This is a genomic window from Nonomuraea longispora (assembly GCF_004348345.1).
Taxonomy (GTDB): Bacteria; Actinomycetota; Actinomycetes; order Streptosporangiales; family Streptosporangiaceae; genus Nonomuraea; species Nonomuraea longispora.
In genome coordinates, this window is record NZ_SMJZ01000217.1 from 1 (window position 1) to 14,787 (window position 14,787).

Consider the following 14,787-nt stretch of genomic DNA (forward strand, 5'->3'; position numbering starts at 1 on the left):
CCGCCCACCGGCCGCCCTGTCCCTCGCCCTGTTTGTCGCCCTGTTTGTCGCCCTGTTTGTCGCTCTGTCCGCTTTTCTGCCGGCCCTCCCCGCCGCCGCACCGAGATCGACGCCGGGGCCCGCGTTGAGTGCCAGGCCGGGATCGGGGGCCAGCACCTCACCGAGATCCCCGTCCACCCGTACACCCGTTGCGGCGTGCGTCACGGACGCGGGCGCCAGGTCGGGGGCCGACGCCTCGTGCTCGTCCGCCACGAGCAGGTGCAGGGCCGCGTACACGAGCCAGACCGCGAACATCGTCAGCTGGGCCCGGTGCGCGATCCCCACCCCCTGCCCTGTCACGAGCGCGCCTACCATGAGCACCGTGGCGCACACGCTGAGCCACGTGAACGACCACGCCACCCACGACCGCCACCTCATGCCGAGCAGCACCATCGCGGCCAGCCCGCACACCGTGGACAGCGAGCCGGCCAGCGCGTGCAGCCGGTGCGGCCATGACGGCTCCCGCAGCCCGCACACGGGGTCGCTCAGCACCGCGCAGTCGAGGGGGAACACCGCGGAGGCGGAGGTGAGCAGCCCGAACGCGGCCAGCGCCAGCCAGCCCTGCCACTCGCGCGCCGCCCTCGGCAGGAGCAGCACGCCGGACACGCACGCCAGCCCGGCCAGCCCGTCGCTGACCCGGAACAGGCGCGTCCACGGCTGGTCGCGGGCGGCCAGCTCGCTGACGTACCCGTGGGCTCTGTCGACCGCCGGCGTGGTGAACTGGCCGGTGATCCACGCGCTGCCCAGCACCGCCGCCACGATGAACGCGGATGCTGCGAGCACGAACAATCTTCGCTCCACGTGAGCATTAGATCACCATGGGTGATAGTCGCTCAGGAGCGCCCCTGTCAGAGGCCGGGCGCGCCCCAGACGGGGAACCACCGGCTGAGGTCCTTCTCCAGCGGCAGCTCGCCCTCCAGCGCGCCCCTGGCCTGAAGTTCGAGCGCGTTGTCGCGCCGCTGCCCCGGCAGCGGCGCGAACGGGTAGAAGGTGCCCCGTTTGTACAGGTAGACGACCGCCAGCCGGCGACCGTCGTCCGGTGCGGCGAACGAGGCCAGCGAGCACAGCAGCGAGGGCCCGAACCCGGCCCCCTCCAGGGACGAGTTGACCGCGTGAAGCTCGGTGACCAGGTCGCTGAGGGCGTCGGGCGAGCGGCGTACGAGCAGCCAGGTGTAGCCGTAGCCGTCGTCCGACTCCTCGACGCGCTCGCCCAGCAGCGCCTTGACGTCGCGTTCGAGCGTGGCGAACGCGCCGCCCTCCGCCGCCCTGAACGCCACCGAGCCGAGACCCGTGGGCGTGAGCCCGGTCGCGGCCTGCAGCGTCACGGCCGCGGACGGCAGCGCGAACAGCGCGTCGAGGTTGGGCTTGACCGGTTTCGACCGGCCGAGCAGCGCATCGAGCCAGCCCATACGGGTTCAGCCCCTTCCGAGCTGCTTGGAGATGTTCGTCAGCTGCTCCAGGCGCCGATCGAGCCGCGGATGCGTGGAGAACAGGTTCGCGAGCGTCTCGCCCGGGGCCAGCGCCGGGGCGAAGTAGAAGGCGTTGAACGGCTCGGCCTCGCGCAGATCGCGGGTCGGGATCCTGGCCATGTCACCGCTGATCTTGACCAACGCGCTGGCCAGGGCCGACGGTCGCTGGGTGAGCAGCGCGCCCGCGCGGTCGGCGGCCAGCTCCCGGTAACGCGACAGAGCGCGCGTGAGCAGGAAGCTGACGGCGTACACGATGACGGAGACCAGGACGATGATCAACCCGACCGGTACGCCGCCCTGGCCGCCGTTGCGGCGGCCGCCGAGCCCGGAGAAGAGGGCGAACCTGGTCATGAGCCCCGCCACGATGCCGAGGAACGAGGCGATCGTCATGACGGCCACGTCGCGGTGGGCGACGTGCGAGAGCTCGTGCGCGAGCACGCCTTCGAGCTCCTGCGGCTCAAGGCGGCGCAGGATGCCCGTCGTCACGCAGACGACGGCGTTCTTCTGGTTACGGCCGGTGGCGAAGGCGTTGGGGACGTCGGAATCCGCGATCGCCACCCGCGGTTTGGGCATGTCGGCCAGCGCGCACAGCCGGTCGATCATGCCGTGCAACTCGGGGGCCTCCTGCGGCGAGACCTCCCGCCCTCCCATCGCGAACAACGCGATGCGGTCGGACAGGAAATACTGCACGAGCAGCAGACCCCCTGCCAGCACCAGCACGGTCAGCGCCCGCACGCCCAGGGCGATCAGGACGCCGACGAACACCACGTAGAGCAGCCCGAGCAGGAACATCGTCACGACCATGCGGCCGGTCAGGCCGCGGTCGGGCGCGAACCGGGTGCGCACGGGGGCTCAGCCCGGGATGAGGCCTTGGTCGCCCAGCATCTCCCGGACCTCCTCGATCGAGGCGTCCGCGGGGGGAAGGATCAGCTCTGACGGCTCAAGGCTGTCGTCGGGGAGCGCCTTGCCCACGTGGCGCACCTTGTCGAGCAGTGCGTGCAGCTTGGCGCGGAAGGACGTCTCGTCGCCCGCGTCGATCGCCGCCTCCAGCTCGGTGTCGAGCTCGTTGAGGACCGAGATGTCGTCGGCGGAGATCTCCACCTGACCCTCGCCCATGATCCTGACAATCATGCGCCCTCCCCTGGCTGACGCAACTGCTGGGTCTGGCCGGGCTGCTGCTGGGCCTGCTGAGGAGCCTGCTGCGGCTGCTGCGGCTGCTGCTGCGGCTGGCCCTGCTCGATGGCGCTCTGCGGCGCCGGGCCCTGGCCCAGCTCGGACTTCATCCTGGCCAGCTCGAGCTCGACGTCCATGCCGCCGCCCATGCGGTCGAGCTCGGCCTGGATGTCGTCGCCCTTGGTGCCACCGCTGTAGTCGTCGAGCGCCCCGCTGGCCAGCAGCTCGTCGATGGCGCCCGCGCGGGCCTGCATCGTCGCCGTCTTGTCCTCGGCGCGCTGGATCGCCAGGCCGACGTCGCCCATCTCCTCGGAGATGCCGGAGAACGCCTCGTTGATGCGCGTCTGCGCCTCGGCGGCGGTGTAGGTGGCCTTGATCGTCTCCTTCTTCGTGCGGAAGGAGTCGACCTTGGACTGCAGCCGCTGGGAAGCCGTGGTCAGCTTCTCCTCCTCGGCCTGCAGGTTGTCGTGCTGCACCTTCAGGTCGGCCATCTGCGTCTGCAGATTGGACCTGCGCTGCAGCGCCTCGCGGGCGAGGTCTTCACGCCCCACGGACAGCGCCTTGCGGCCCTGCTCCTCGTAACGCTGTGCCTGCTTCTCCAGGCCGGTGATCTGCAGCTCGACCCTCTTGCGCGACGTGGCGACGTCGGCCACGCCCCTGCGCACCTTCTGCAGCAGCTCCAGTTGCCGCTGATAGGAGTAGTCGAGGGTCTCGCGCGGATCCTCCATCTTGTCCAAAGCCCTGTTGGCCTTGGACTTGAAGATCATCGAAAGTCTCTTCATCACGCTCATGCGCGTCGGCCGTCCCCTTCTAGGTCGTGCTGGTGTTCCCAATGCAGCGCAGCCGCCTTGGGATTACCCTACGCATAACGCGCGAGGGCGTCACTAAGTTGCAGTCCAGGTAGGGTTGACGTCGTGTTGCGACGCCGTTCCCAAACCTCCGTGGACGATACCCCCGCCCCCACTGACGATCCTAAGCCCCAGGGCAAAGGTCGTCCCACACCCAAGCGCCGGGATGCCGAAGGCAAACGGCGCCAGCCGGTCTCCGCGCCCAAGGACCGCAAAGAGGCCTACCGGCAGATGCGGGCCAAGCAGGCCGCCGAACGCGAAAAGGCCCGCAGGGGCATGCTCGCCGGCGACGAACGTTATTTCCCGGCCAGGGACAAGGGCCCCGCGCGCAAGTTCGCGCGCGACTGGGTCGACTCCCGCCGGCTGCCGAGTCAGTATTTTCTGCCGTTCTCGCTACTCATCCTGCTGGCGACGTGGATCCCCTGGCCGATGGAGGTCCGCGCGCAGGTGCTCAACCTCGTCATCGCGGTCGGCTGGCCGATCATGATGATCGGCGTGCTGTTCACCTCCGTCTATGTCGCCTGGAAGGTGAAGCGGGAGGTGGCGCAGAAGATGCCCGGCGAGAGCCTGCGGGGCGTGGGCTTCTACGCGGCCATGCGGGCGCTGCAGATCCGGCGGCTGCGTTTCCCGCCGCCGCAGGTCCTGCCGGGCGGCAAGCCGGTACAGCCAAAGCGGTAACCATTTTTTCCCGATTTTCCGGGAGACTCCGAAAAGTCGGGAAATTATGGGTTGTCGTACGCGGCGTTGTCCCAGCGCAGCACGCCCCGCCTGACCACGGGCCGTCGGCCGTCGATCTCCGCACCCGTCTCCAGGGCGTCGGCCACGGCCCGCATCAGCGCGTGGTAGGACGGCAGCCGGGGCCCTGCGCCCTCCCATCCGACGGCGCCGTCCATGGAGTCGAGCACGGCACGCCTCCCGTCCACGCCGAGGAACGGGATCGCCCGGTCGCTCACGTCCTCGCCCGCGGGGTCGCGTCCTGCGTCGGCGCGCTCCCTGGCGCACTGCGCCCGCCAGGCGTCCCTGATCTGGCGGGCGCCGAGGATCGGCGTCCCGTCCCGCGAGAAGCCGAACGCTCCCGCTCCGCGTGAGCCGTTGTGGCGCAGGAGCGAGGCGCGCAGGTCGTCGGGAAAGTCCATGCCCATCTGCGCCTCGGCGATCGCGATCGTGCGCGCCCTGCCAGGCGCTCCGAGCGTCCGGTACGTACGCGGCGCGTTGGCCTTCAGCCACCGCTCGATCCGCCGCCACTGGCGGTTCACCGCCCGCCTGACCTTCGGGTCGACCGGCCTGACCCTGGCCACGCGTCGTTCGGGGACGCACCCGTCATCGGCCACGGCCCAGGGCTGCGGCTGCGCGCTGGCGAGCATCCGCGCGGTCGACGCGTCCTGTTCCTCCTCGTACGCCCGCCTCCGGGCCGTGGCCGTCTCCTGCGCCTCCGTGGGGGCCAGCGCGGCCACCAGGGTGAGCGCCACGACCGCCGCGATGCCGGCCCACGCCAGGCCCATCCCGGTCCTCCCGGCCGGTCGCGGTCGCGCGGGCGGCGGGGACGGCGTCTCCGGCATGCGGGCGCGGCGGCGCAGCCGGACCACGATGGCGGTCACGACGGCGGCCGTCAGCGCCAGCCGTACGAGCTTCAGCACGTCGCGCACCCTATCCCGAACGGATCACCCCACGTGCTGGGATTAGAGTCGGATGCATGGAATTCCGACACCTCGGTCGCAGCGGCCTCATGGTCAGCGAGATCAGCTACGGCAACTGGCTCACCCACGGCTCCCAGGTCGAGGAGGACGCCGCCAAACAGTGCGTTCAGGCGGCACTCGACGAGGGCATCACCACGTTCGATACGGCCGACGTGTACGCGGCGACGAAGGCCGAGGCAGTGCTCGGCCGGGCGCTCAGGGACGTACGCAGGGAGTCGGTGGAGATCTTCACCAAGGTCTACTGGCCGACCGGCCCCGGCAAGAACGACCGCGGCCTGTCGCGCAAGCACCTCACCGAGTCGATCCACGCCTCGCTGCGGCGGCTGCAGACCGACTACATCGACCTGTACCAGGCTCACCGCTTCGACTACGAGACCCCGCTCGAGGAGACGCTCAAGACCTTCGACGACCTCGTACGCCAGGGCAAGGTCCTCTACGTCGGCGTCAGCGAGTGGAACGCCGAGCAGATCGCCCAGGCCCTCAAGATCGCCGACGAGATGGGCTTCGACCGGATCGTGTCGAACCAGCCCCAGTATTCGATGTTGTGGCGGGTCATCGAGTCCGAGATCGTGCCGCTGAGCGAGAAGGAGGGCGTCGGCCAGATCGTGTGGTCGCCGATCGCCCAGGGAGTGCTCACCGGGAAATACCTGCCGGGGCAGCAGCCGCCGGAGGGTTCGCGGGCGACCGACAAGAGCGGCGGCAGCTCCATGATCGCCCGGTGGATGAGGGACGACGTGCTGACCCGCGTACAGGAGCTCAAGCCGATCGCCGCGGACCTGGGGCTCAGCATGGCGCAACTGGCCATCGCCTGGGTGCTGCAGAACCCGAACGTCTCCAGCGCCATCATCGGGGCCAGCCGTCCCGAGCAGGTGCGTGACAACGTACGGGCGTCGGGCGTCAAGCTGGACGCGGACGTGCTGCGGCGGATCGACGACGTGCTCGGCCAGGTCGTCGAGCGCGACCCCTCCAAGACCGCGAGCCCCCGCACTCGCCCATAACCACACAAACGGCGAAAACCCCTTGAGCCACGAATGCGCTCAAGGGGTTTTCGCCGTTTCTGGCAGTCACTCCGGACGCAATGACATTCCTGCGTATTCGACGCGGTCCTCCTCGAGCAAGGCCACCTGCTCTACCCCGGATTCGAGCAGGTCACGCCAGTTCTCGCCGAGCCAGGACTCCGCGTCCGCCTGGCTCGGAAAAACCTCTCGCGGCAAAGGACGATCCGTTACCTCACCGCCATGTGCATTTTCATAACGCCAACGCCATGTCATGCCATACGCTCCTTTTCCGCCAGTTCGCCGGCGCACCCTCCGCAGGCACTGGAACCCTACTCCCGAGTTCGGAGGTCCATCGATGCCGCGCGCGTTTCGTGTCGCCATCGGAGGCTGCGCGCTGGTGGCCACTCGCCGCCGCACCACGGCGAAGGCGTCCGGCTGACCGCGCCGGCCGTGTCCGTGCCGGCTCTGGAACGTTCCCGGCGGCCACGCCCGTGCCCCGGGGGCGCGGGAGCCGGTGCGGGTTTTGTACGCTCGGCGCGGTGAAGCTCCTTCTCAACGGCACGGCGGGCGGCGCGGGCTGGCCGGAACCCGGGTGTTCGTGCGTCTCGTGCGCCGGGCTGCCCGCCGAGCATCGCCGCCCGTTCGAGCTGGTCGTGGACGGCGTGGCCCGCTACCCCTTCACCGGCCCGCCCAGCGGCTACCGGCCGCTCGCGGGCGGTCTGGGGCTGGCGGGTCCCGACGGAACCATGCTTGTCCACCTGCCCGCGGGACGTACACCGCCGCCGGACGGGCCCGCCCGCTACGACGTCGTGCTGATCGACCTCCTGGACCGTCCGGAGCGGCTCGGCGCACTGCGGCGCGCGGGGCTGGCCGACGACGCGACCCTGGTGGTGGCCGTCGGGCTCGACCACCGGGTGCGGTCGGAGGAGGAACTGGCCAGGCGCCTGCGGCTGTGGAGGGCGATCGCCGTTCCTGACGGCACCGAGCTGGCGTGCCGCCCGGCCGGCCGCTCTCCGGGCGACCTCGCCGATGACGTGACCAGCCGCGCAGGCAACCAGGGAAGCGCCCGTGTGGGCCTGCCGCGGCGGACGCTGCTGCTGGGCGGGGCGCGCTCGGGCAAGTCGGCGGAGGCGGAGCTGCGGCTGGCGGCGGAGCCGTACGTCACTTATGTCGCCACCGGGCCGACCGGCGGGGAGGACGGCGAGTGGGCGGAACGGGTGGGGGCGCACCGGGAGCGGCGGCCCGCGCACTGGGTCACCGCCGAGACCACCGACCTGGCCACCGCCATCACGGGCGCCACCACACCGCTGCTGATCGACGGGCTGGGGACCTGGGTGGCGGCGGTTTTCGACGAGTACGGGGCCTGGGAGGGGGACCGCGCGCCCGTGGTCGCGCGCTGCGACGACCTCGTGGCGGCGTGGCGGCGGGCCCCGGAGCCGATTGTGGCGGTGTCCGACGAGGTGGGGCTGGGCGTGGTGCCCGCCACGGCCGCCGGACGGGCCTTCAGGGACGTGCTGGGACGGCTGAACGAGCGCCTGGCCGCCGAGTCCGAGCATGTGGCGCTGGTGGTCGCCGGGCGCCCGCTGGAGCTCTGACGGCCGTCCAGGACGCCGTCACGAGCGCACTCCGGAACGCTGACGGGGACACGTCCGGGAACGCCGTCACAGGCCCGTGCGGGAGGTCGGACGGGGACACGTCCGAAAGCGCACGCATCGACGCGTGCGGCGATCCTGACGCGGGCCGGGAAGCGGCCGCACGCCCGGGCATGTGTGCCTCGCGGAGAGGGTCAGGCGCGTGCGGCGCGGGCGTACCAGCGGCCGTCCACGCGGTCCACGTGCAGGGAGCGGCCGAAGCAGTCGGAGAGGTTGGCGGGGGTGAGCACGTCGTCCGCCGCGCCCATGGCGAGCACCCGGGCGTCGCGCATCAGCATCGCGTGCGTGGTCGTCGCGGGCACCTCCTCCAGGTGGTGCGTCACGGTCACCGTGGTGAGCACGGGCCTGGTGGCGGCGAGGTCCTCGACGGCGGAGATGAGGTCCTCCCTGGCGGGCAGGTCGAGCCCCGCGAACGGCTCGTCGAGCAGCAGCACCGCCGGGTCGGCCATGAGCGCCCTGGCCACGCGGATCCTCGCCCGCTCCCCCTGCGAGCACACGCGGAACGGCCGCTCCGCCAGTTCCTTGCATCCCAGGTCGGCGAGCAGGCGGTGAGCCCGGTCGCGCTCCACGTCGCCGTACTTGTCCCACAGCGGAACGCTCGTCCCCGTGTGACCGGTGAGCACCACGGTGTGCGCGGTCGCGCCCTCCTCCTCCATCAGCTCCTCGTCGATCAGCCGCTGGCTGGAGGCGACGAGGCCGATGTGCCGGCGCAGCTCGCGCACGTCGACCCGGCCGAGCGGGTGGCCGAGCACCTTGACCGTGCCCTCGCTGGGGTGCCGTACGGCGCCGGCCAGCGAGAGGAGCGTTGTCTTGCCCGCGCCGTTGGGCCCGAGGACGGCCCAGTGGTCGCCGTAGCCGACCTGCCAGTCGATGCCGTCGAGCAGCGCCTTGCCGACAACGCGGACGCCTACGCCTTCGAGTTCAAGCACGTGCATCCCGACAGACTAGTGGGCACCGGGATCGTCCGTTACCGATGTGAAATACGAACGCGTACCGGCGTTACGGTGTCGGCCGGGCACGAGGAGAGGGCGGCGGTCCGGTGAGAGGGTTTGCCAAGGTGGGGCGGCAGGCGGACGGCTGGCGGTTCTCGGCCGGCACGCTGACCGTCTTCCCCGTACGCGTGGAACGGGCGGACCGGAAGGTCGCGGGGCAGGCGATGGTGCTGGCGCCGGCCGTCGGGCTGATGCTCGGGCTCGTCGCCGGGCTGCCGTTGCCGCTCGTTGCGCTGTTGCACGGGCCGCCGCTGCTGGGGGCGGCGCTGGCGGTGGGGGCGCTGGCCGTACTGACCCGGGGGCTGCACCTCGACGGGCTCGCCGACCTCGCCGACGGGCTGGGCAGCGGCAAGCCGGCCGCGCAGGCGCTCGACATCATGAAAAAGTCGGACATCGGGCCGTTCGGGGTGATGACGCTGGTCCTCACGCTGCTCATCCAGGCCGCCGCGGCGGCCGGCGCCGGCTACGCGGCCTTCGTGACCGCCTGCGCGGCGGGACGGCTGGCGCTGGTGTGGGCCTGTCGCGCGGGCGTGCCCGCCGCCAGGCCGGACGGGCTCGGCGCGATGGTCGCGGGCACGGTACGCCCGCCAGCGCCGTGGCTCGTCACCGCGGCCGCCCTGCTCGCCGCCGCCGCGCTCGGCCTGGCCGCGTTTCTCGCGGGCGCCGATTCCCTCACTGTCGTGGATTCCCTCACCGGCGCGGCGACCGCCGCCGGGCCCGCCGCCGGGCCCGCCGCTCCGGGCACGGGGATCGGGACAGCGGGTGTGCTCGTGTTGCCGGCCGGGCTGCTCGCCGGGCTCGGCGCCGCCCTGCTGCTGCTCCGGCACGCCGGGCGGCGGCTCGGCGGGATCACCGGCGACGTGCTGGGCGCGCTCGTGGAGACCGCCACGGCCACGACGCTGGTCGTGTGCGCGCTACTCGGCTGAGCTCCGCGCGTCGGCGGCGACGGGCCGCGCCTCGGCCGGCGGCTCCTGGCGTACGGGGAAGAAGCGGAGCAGCGCCGCGCCGGCCAGTGCGAGGACGACCCAGCCGACCAGGCCGGTCAGCCCGACCAGGAGTTCGTTGGGAGGCGCGGCGTCGTCGCCGAGCAGCAGGACGGGCGGGACGACCGCGTTGAGCGAGCCGTGGGCCACGACCGCGGGCCACACGCTGCCCGTACGCAGCCGCAGCCAGCCGAACAGCACCCCGGCCAGCACGCAGAAGCCGATGAAGAACAGCGCCGCCCACGAGCCCAGGCTCGGGTAGTTGTAGCCGAGCAGGGTGAGCGGCGCGTGCCAGAGGCCCCAGATCGCGCCGGAGAAAAGCAGGCCGGCGAGCACGCCGTTCGTGGAGGTGAGGCGGGGCAGCAGCCAGCCGCGCCACCCCCACTCCTCCCCCAGCGCGGGGATCGCGTTGAGCAGCGGCCCGGCGAGGATCGCCACGACGATCTGCAGTGCCGCGACCGTGCCGAGGTCGGCGGGGATCTCCATGCCGCGCGCCTCGAGGGCCGCCCTGAGCAGGCTGAGCCGGTCGAGGTCGAGCGCGACCAGGCCGGCGGCGGCGCTGAGCCCCATCGCGAGGAACGCCAGCAGCGGCACCCCGAGCCAGGTGACCGCCACGATCAGGCCGGTGCGCTTCCTGCTCCCGCCGAGCGTGAGTCCGGTCGTGCGGGCCCACTCCTTGGAGGGCGTGCGCGTGACGGCCCACACGCCGAGCAGCGCCGCGGTGGGCGTGAACATCATGACCGTGGCCAGCAGGGGCATCAGGGGCGAGCCGAGGCCCCCGCCGAGCCACAAGGGCAGCGCGGCCGCCCAGGACAGCCCGAAGGCGAGGACGATGAAGATGGGGAGAGGTCTGTTCATGGCTCCACTCGCTCCGCGATGAGGGCGTTGATGAGGGATGTGCCGCGTGCGGCGTCGTCGATGCTGACCGCGAGCCGACCGCCGGAACGGTACCTGGTGATCAGGCGCTCCCCGCCGCGCAACATGATGGCGGCGCCGCCGGGGGCCCGCGGAAGCCCCGGCGGGCCCGATGAGAGGCAGCACGCCCACGCCGGCGCCCGTGGCGGCGGCGAGAACGGCCGGCCACGCCAGGCCGGCAGCTGCGCTGCTGTCCGGACAGGTACGTCGAGGTTCGTGTCCAGGACCGGGACGAAGGCGGCGGTCCCCGGCAGGCCCCAGGCCGCGGCGGTGGCTAGCGTGTGGTTCACGTCAACTCCTCCACGATGGCGATGAGGTCGTCACGGTCGTAACCGTGTTTTCTCGCGTCCTCCAGCAGTTCACGCGCCCGCTGCACCAGCAGGGCACGCCCGTCCGCACGGCCCGCGACGCTGACTCCGCGGCCCCTCCTGAACTCCAGCAGTCCCTCGTCCCGCAGGTCACGCAGCGCCCGCAGCACGGTGTTGGCGTTGATGCCGAGCGCCTGGGCCATGTCGCGGGCGGGCGGCAGCCGGTCGCCCGGACGGTAGGAGCCCTCACCGATGGCGCGGCGGATGGCCCCGGCCACCTGCTCGTGCAGGGGCCGGGCGTCATTCAGATCGAGCGTCAGCAGCATGAAGCCAATGACATTATCACCATGTTCTACGAACGCCCATACGACTATTGGTAGGATGAACCCCTGTTTGTGAGTACGGAGAAACCGTGGATAGCATCGGTTTACGTGACCACTGTGCGGCTGAACTCAGCAGATCCCGTCTCCTTCGACACCGACGCGTTGATCGTCGGCTTCAGGTCCGGCCCCGACGGCCCCCGGCCCGTGACGGGCGACGAGTCCCTCGAAACGGCCTTCGGCGGCAAGCTCGCCGCCTCGCTAGAAACAGTCGCCTTCACCGGCAAGACGGGCGAGCTGGCCAAGCTGCCGACGTTCGGCGCCACCGCCGCGCCGCTGCTCGTCGCGGTCGGCCTGGGCGACTCCCCCGACACCGACGGCCTGCGCCGGGCCGCGGGCGCCGCCGTGCGCTCCCTGGCCGGCACCGCGCGCGCCGCGCTCGTCCTGCCCGCGGGCGATCCCGACGAGGCCGAGGCCGTCGCGCTGGGCGCGCTGCTGGGGGCGTACGCGTTCTCCCGCTACCGCACCGACGGCGGGCAGAAGCCCCCCGTCTCCGAGCTCACGGTGGTCTCCGGCCAGCCCGAGGGCGTGGCCGAGCGGGCGAGTGTGCTGGCCGAGTCCGTCGCCCTGGTGCGCGACCTGGTCAACACGCCGCCCTCCGACCTGTGGCCGGCCAAGTTCGCCGAGATCGCCGAGCAGTCGGGCGGCAAGGCGGGGCTGAGCGTCGAGGTGCTCGACGAGAAGGCGCTCAAGGACGGCGGCTACGGCGGCCTCATCGGCGTCGGCCAGGGCTCGGCCAACCCGCCGCGCCTGGTCCGCCTCTCCTACAAGCACCCCGAGGCCGGCAAGACCCTGGCGTTCGTGGGCAAGGGCATCACGTTCGACTCCGGCGGCCTGTCGCTCAAGCCGTCCGCCTCGATGGACTGGATGAAGTCCGACATGGGCGGCGCGGGCGCCGTGCTCGGCGCGCTGATCGGCATCGCCAGGCTCGGCCTGCCCGTCAACGCGATCGGCTACCTCTGCCTGGCGGAGAACCTGCCGAGCGGCACGGCGCAGCGCCCCTCCGACGTCATCCACAGCTACAGCGGCAAGACGGTCGAGGTGCTCGACACCGACGCCGAGGGCCGCCTGGTGCTCATGGACGGCATCGCCAGGGCCGCCGAGGACGAGCCCGACGTGATCGTCGACGTCGCCACCCTCACCGGCGCGCAAATCGTGGCGCTCGGCTGGCGCACCGCGGGCGTCATGGCCAACGACGACGCCGTCAGGGAGCTCGTCCTCGACGCCGCCAAGGCCGCGGGCGAGGGCGCGTGGGGCATGCCGCTGCCCGAGGAGCTGCGCAAGGGGCTCGACTCACCGATCGCCGACCTCGCCAACCTGCAGCCCGAGCGGTGGGGCAGCATGCTGGCGGCGGGTCTCTTTCTGAAGGAGTTCGTGCCCGAAGGGGTGCGCTGGGCCCACATCGACATGGCGGGGCCCGCGTTCAACAAGGGCGAGCCGTACGGTTACATCCCGAAGGGCGGCACCGGTGCGATCACGCGCACGCTCATCGGACTGGCAGAGCGGCACGCAAGCATCTGAAACAAATGAAAAGATGAGGGCATCACAACACCCCGACAAGGAGCCTTCCTGTGGCCTATGACATCGTCGTCCTAGGTGGCGGCAGCGGCGGTTATGCCTGCGCGCTCCGGGCGGCCGAGCTGGGCAAGTCGGTCGTCCTGATCGAAAAGGACAAGATCGGCGGCACCTGCCTCCACAGGGGATGCATCCCCACGAAGGCTCTGCTGCACTCCGCCGAGGTCGCCGACGAGACCCGCGAGAGCGAGTCCTTCGGCGTCAAGGCGAGCTTCGACGGCATCGACGTCCAGGGCGTGCACGCGTTCAAGGACAAGATCGTCACGAGGGCGTGGAAGGGCGTGCAGGGCCTGCTGAAGGGTGCGGGCGTGACGATCGTCGAGGGCGAGGGCCGCCTCGCGGGCCCCGGCAGGGTCCAGGTGGGCTCCGAGGTCTACGAAGGCCGCAACGTCGTCCTGGCCACCGGCTCCGCGCCCAAGACGCTGCCCGGCCTGGAGATCGACGGCGAGCGCGTCATCACCAGCGAGCACACGCTCACGATGGACCACGTGCCGAGCTCGGTGATCGTGCTGGGCGGTGGTGTGATCGGCGTCGAGCTGGCCAGCGTCTACCGCTCGTTCGGAGCCGAGGTCACGATCGTCGAGGCGCTGCCGCACCTGCTGCCCACCGAGGAGGAGTCCAGCTCCAAGCTGCTGGAGCGGGCCTTCCGCCGCCGCGGCATCAAATACGAGCTGGGCGTCTTCTTCGACGGCGCCAAGACCACCGAAACCGGTGTGGTCGTCACGCTCGCCAACGGCAAGACCCTCGACGCCGAGTTGCTGCTCGTCGCGGTCGGCCGCGGCGCCGTCTCCTCGGGCATGGGCTTCGAGGACCAGGGCATCACCATCGAGCGCGGCGCCGTCGTGGTCGACGAGCACTGCCAGACGTCCGTGCCGGGCGTCTACGCCATCGGCGACCTCATCCCGACGCTGCAGCTCGCGCACGCCGGGTTCGCGGAGGGGATCATGGTGGCCGAGCACATCGCCGGCCTCAACCCGCCGCCCATCGACTACGCGGGCGTGCCGCGCATCACCTACTCCGACCCCGAGGTGGCCTCCGTCGGCATCACCTCGGCGCAGGCGGCCGAGCGCGGCATCGAGATCGTCGAGCAGGTTTACGACCTGGCGGGCAACCCCAAGAGCCAGATCCTCGGCACCTCGGGCGCCGTGAAGGTCATCGCCCGGAAGGACGGACCCGTCGTCGGTGTCCACATGGTGGGCAGGCGCATCGGCGAGCTCGTCACGGAAGGCCAGCTGATCTACAACTGGGAGGCGCTGCCCGCAGAGGTCGCCCAGCTCATCCACGCACATCCGACGCAGTCCGAGGCAGTCGGTGAGGCGATGCTGGCCCTGGCCGGCAAGCCGTTGCACGTACACAACTAGTCCAGCCCTCGAGATCAGAACGCGAGAGAAGAATAACGATGCCGGTCTCCGTACAGATGCCCCAGCTCGGCGAGAGCGTGACCGAGGGCACCGTAACCCGTTGGCTGAAGAAGGAGGGCGAGCGCGTCGAGGCTGACGAGCCGCTCCTCGAAGTGTCGACCGACAAGGTCGACACCGAGATCCCGTCGCCGTCCGCGGGCGTCCTCACCAAGATCGTGGTGGCCGAGGACGAGACGGTCGAGGTCGGGGCCGAGCTCGCCGTCATCGACGAGAACGGCCAGGCAGGCGCCACCGCGTCGGCTCCCGAGGCGGCCCCGGCCGCCGAGCCGGCCCCGCAGCCGGCCCCGCAGCCGGCCCCGCAGCCCGAGCCTGAGCCCGAGCCGGCGCCGGCTCCTCC

Annotated in this window: 18 protein-coding genes; 7 read left to right on the top strand and 11 right to left on the bottom strand. The window is 71.4% G+C overall.

Annotated elements, in window-relative coordinates; genetic code table 11:
• The 5 genes from E1267_RS37005 to E1267_RS37025 form a co-directional block, all read right to left on the bottom strand.
• Positions 1 to 840 (bottom strand): DUF998 domain-containing protein (locus E1267_RS37005; protein ID WP_132339828.1); only part of this gene is annotated, 840 nt, incomplete at its 3' end.
• A gap of 47 nt (positions 841 to 887) precedes the next feature.
• On the bottom strand, positions 888 to 1,448 hold the full coding sequence (gene pspAB / locus E1267_RS37010; RefSeq protein ID WP_132339830.1) for a PspA-associated protein PspAB: 561 nt from the start codon (positions 1,446 to 1,448) through the stop codon (positions 888 to 890).
• 6 nt (positions 1,449 to 1,454) lie between these two features.
• The gene (gene htpX, locus E1267_RS37015) at positions 1,455 to 2,354 is read right to left on the bottom strand and encodes a zinc metalloprotease HtpX (RefSeq protein WP_132339832.1); all 900 of its coding nucleotides are present in this window, start codon (positions 2,352 to 2,354) and stop codon (positions 1,455 to 1,457) included.
• A 6-nt stretch (positions 2,355 to 2,360) separates the two neighbouring features.
• Positions 2,361 to 2,639, bottom strand: a complete 279-nt coding sequence (gene pspAA, locus E1267_RS37020) for a PspA-associated protein PspAA (protein ID WP_132339834.1) — start codon at positions 2,637 to 2,639, stop codon at positions 2,361 to 2,363.
• Positions 2,636 to 3,472, bottom strand: a complete 837-nt coding sequence (locus E1267_RS37025) for a PspA/IM30 family protein (protein ID WP_220449857.1) — start codon at positions 3,470 to 3,472, stop codon at positions 2,636 to 2,638. Before E1267_RS37025 ends, pspAA begins: the two co-directional genes overlap by 4 nt.
• Before the next feature lie 150 nt (positions 3,473 to 3,622).
• Between E1267_RS37025 and E1267_RS37030 the strand changes: the two genes are divergently transcribed.
• A complete protein-coding gene (locus E1267_RS37030) occupies positions 3,623 to 4,207 on the top strand; it encodes a DUF3043 domain-containing protein (protein WP_246064497.1) in 585 nt (194 codons plus the stop codon).
• 44 nt (positions 4,208 to 4,251) lie between these two features.
• Here E1267_RS37030 and E1267_RS37035 read toward each other — a convergent pair whose 3' ends face one another.
• A complete protein-coding gene (locus E1267_RS37035) occupies positions 4,252 to 5,166 on the bottom strand; it encodes an SMI1/KNR4 family protein (RefSeq protein WP_132339838.1) in 915 nt (304 codons plus the stop codon).
• A 56-nt stretch (positions 5,167 to 5,222) separates the two neighbouring features.
• On the opposite strand from E1267_RS37035, the gene E1267_RS37040 reads away from it, so the two are divergent.
• Positions 5,223 to 6,224: an aldo/keto reductase family protein gene (locus tag E1267_RS37040; protein ID WP_132339840.1), complete on the top strand. Its 1,002-nt coding sequence runs from the start codon at positions 5,223 to 5,225 to the stop codon at positions 6,222 to 6,224.
• 66 nt (positions 6,225 to 6,290) lie between these two features.
• Here the strand turns inward: E1267_RS37040 and E1267_RS37045 are convergent, their stop codons facing one another.
• On the bottom strand, positions 6,291 to 6,497 hold the full coding sequence (locus tag E1267_RS37045) for a hypothetical protein (protein ID WP_132339842.1): 207 nt from the start codon (positions 6,495 to 6,497) through the stop codon (positions 6,291 to 6,293).
• A 266-nt stretch (positions 6,498 to 6,763) separates the two neighbouring features.
• Here E1267_RS37045 and E1267_RS37050 point away from each other — a divergent pair, with 266 nt between their 5' ends.
• Entirely contained in the window at positions 6,764 to 7,819 is a 1,056-nt protein-coding gene (locus E1267_RS37050; RefSeq protein WP_132339844.1) for a bifunctional adenosylcobinamide kinase/adenosylcobinamide-phosphate guanylyltransferase, read from the top strand.
• 191 nt (positions 7,820 to 8,010) lie between these two features.
• Here the strand turns inward: E1267_RS37050 and E1267_RS37055 are convergent, their stop codons facing one another.
• Positions 8,011 to 8,811 carry an ABC transporter ATP-binding protein gene (locus E1267_RS37055; protein WP_132339846.1) on the bottom strand — a complete coding sequence of 267 codons (801 nt, stop codon included), beginning with the start codon at positions 8,809 to 8,811 and terminating at the stop codon, positions 8,011 to 8,013.
• 104 nt (positions 8,812 to 8,915) lie between these two features.
• On the opposite strand from E1267_RS37055, the gene E1267_RS37060 reads away from it, so the two are divergent.
• Positions 8,916 to 9,794, top strand: a complete 879-nt coding sequence (locus E1267_RS37060; protein ID WP_132339848.1) for an adenosylcobinamide-GDP ribazoletransferase — start codon at positions 8,916 to 8,918, stop codon at positions 9,792 to 9,794.
• On the opposite strand, the gene E1267_RS37065 is transcribed toward E1267_RS37060, so the two are convergent.
• Genes E1267_RS37065 through E1267_RS37075 form a run of 3 tightly spaced genes read right to left on the bottom strand, consistent with a single transcriptional unit; the run spans position 9,783 to position 11,400 of the window.
• On the bottom strand, positions 9,783 to 10,709 hold the full coding sequence (locus E1267_RS37065) for a CPBP family intramembrane glutamic endopeptidase (protein WP_132339850.1): 927 nt from the start codon (positions 10,707 to 10,709) through the stop codon (positions 9,783 to 9,785). The genes E1267_RS37060 and E1267_RS37065 overlap by 12 nt on opposite strands.
• The gene (locus tag E1267_RS37070; RefSeq protein ID WP_132339852.1) at positions 10,706 to 11,056 is read right to left on the bottom strand and encodes a hypothetical protein; all 351 of its coding nucleotides are present in this window, start codon (positions 11,054 to 11,056) and stop codon (positions 10,706 to 10,708) included. Before E1267_RS37070 ends, E1267_RS37065 begins: the two co-directional genes overlap by 4 nt.
• Positions 11,053 to 11,400 (bottom strand): GntR family transcriptional regulator, encoded by a 348-nt coding sequence (locus E1267_RS37075; protein ID WP_132339854.1) that lies wholly within the window; start codon positions 11,398 to 11,400, stop codon positions 11,053 to 11,055. The genes E1267_RS37070 and E1267_RS37075 overlap by 4 nt, the downstream gene beginning before the upstream one ends.
• A gap of 105 nt (positions 11,401 to 11,505) precedes the next feature.
• On the opposite strand from E1267_RS37075, the gene E1267_RS37080 reads away from it, so the two are divergent.
• The 3 genes from E1267_RS37080 to E1267_RS37090 form a co-directional block, all read left to right on the top strand.
• Positions 11,506 to 12,975 (top strand): leucyl aminopeptidase, encoded by a 1,470-nt coding sequence (locus tag E1267_RS37080; protein ID WP_132339856.1) that lies wholly within the window; start codon positions 11,506 to 11,508, stop codon positions 12,973 to 12,975.
• Between the two features lie 50 nt (positions 12,976 to 13,025).
• Positions 13,026 to 14,390, top strand: a complete 1,365-nt coding sequence (lpdA, locus tag E1267_RS37085) for a dihydrolipoyl dehydrogenase (protein ID WP_132339858.1) — start codon at positions 13,026 to 13,028, stop codon at positions 14,388 to 14,390.
• 38 nt (positions 14,391 to 14,428) lie between these two features.
• Positions 14,429 to 14,787: biotin/lipoyl-containing protein (locus E1267_RS37090; RefSeq protein ID WP_342774938.1), on the top strand; the 359-nt coding region annotated here is incomplete at its 3' end.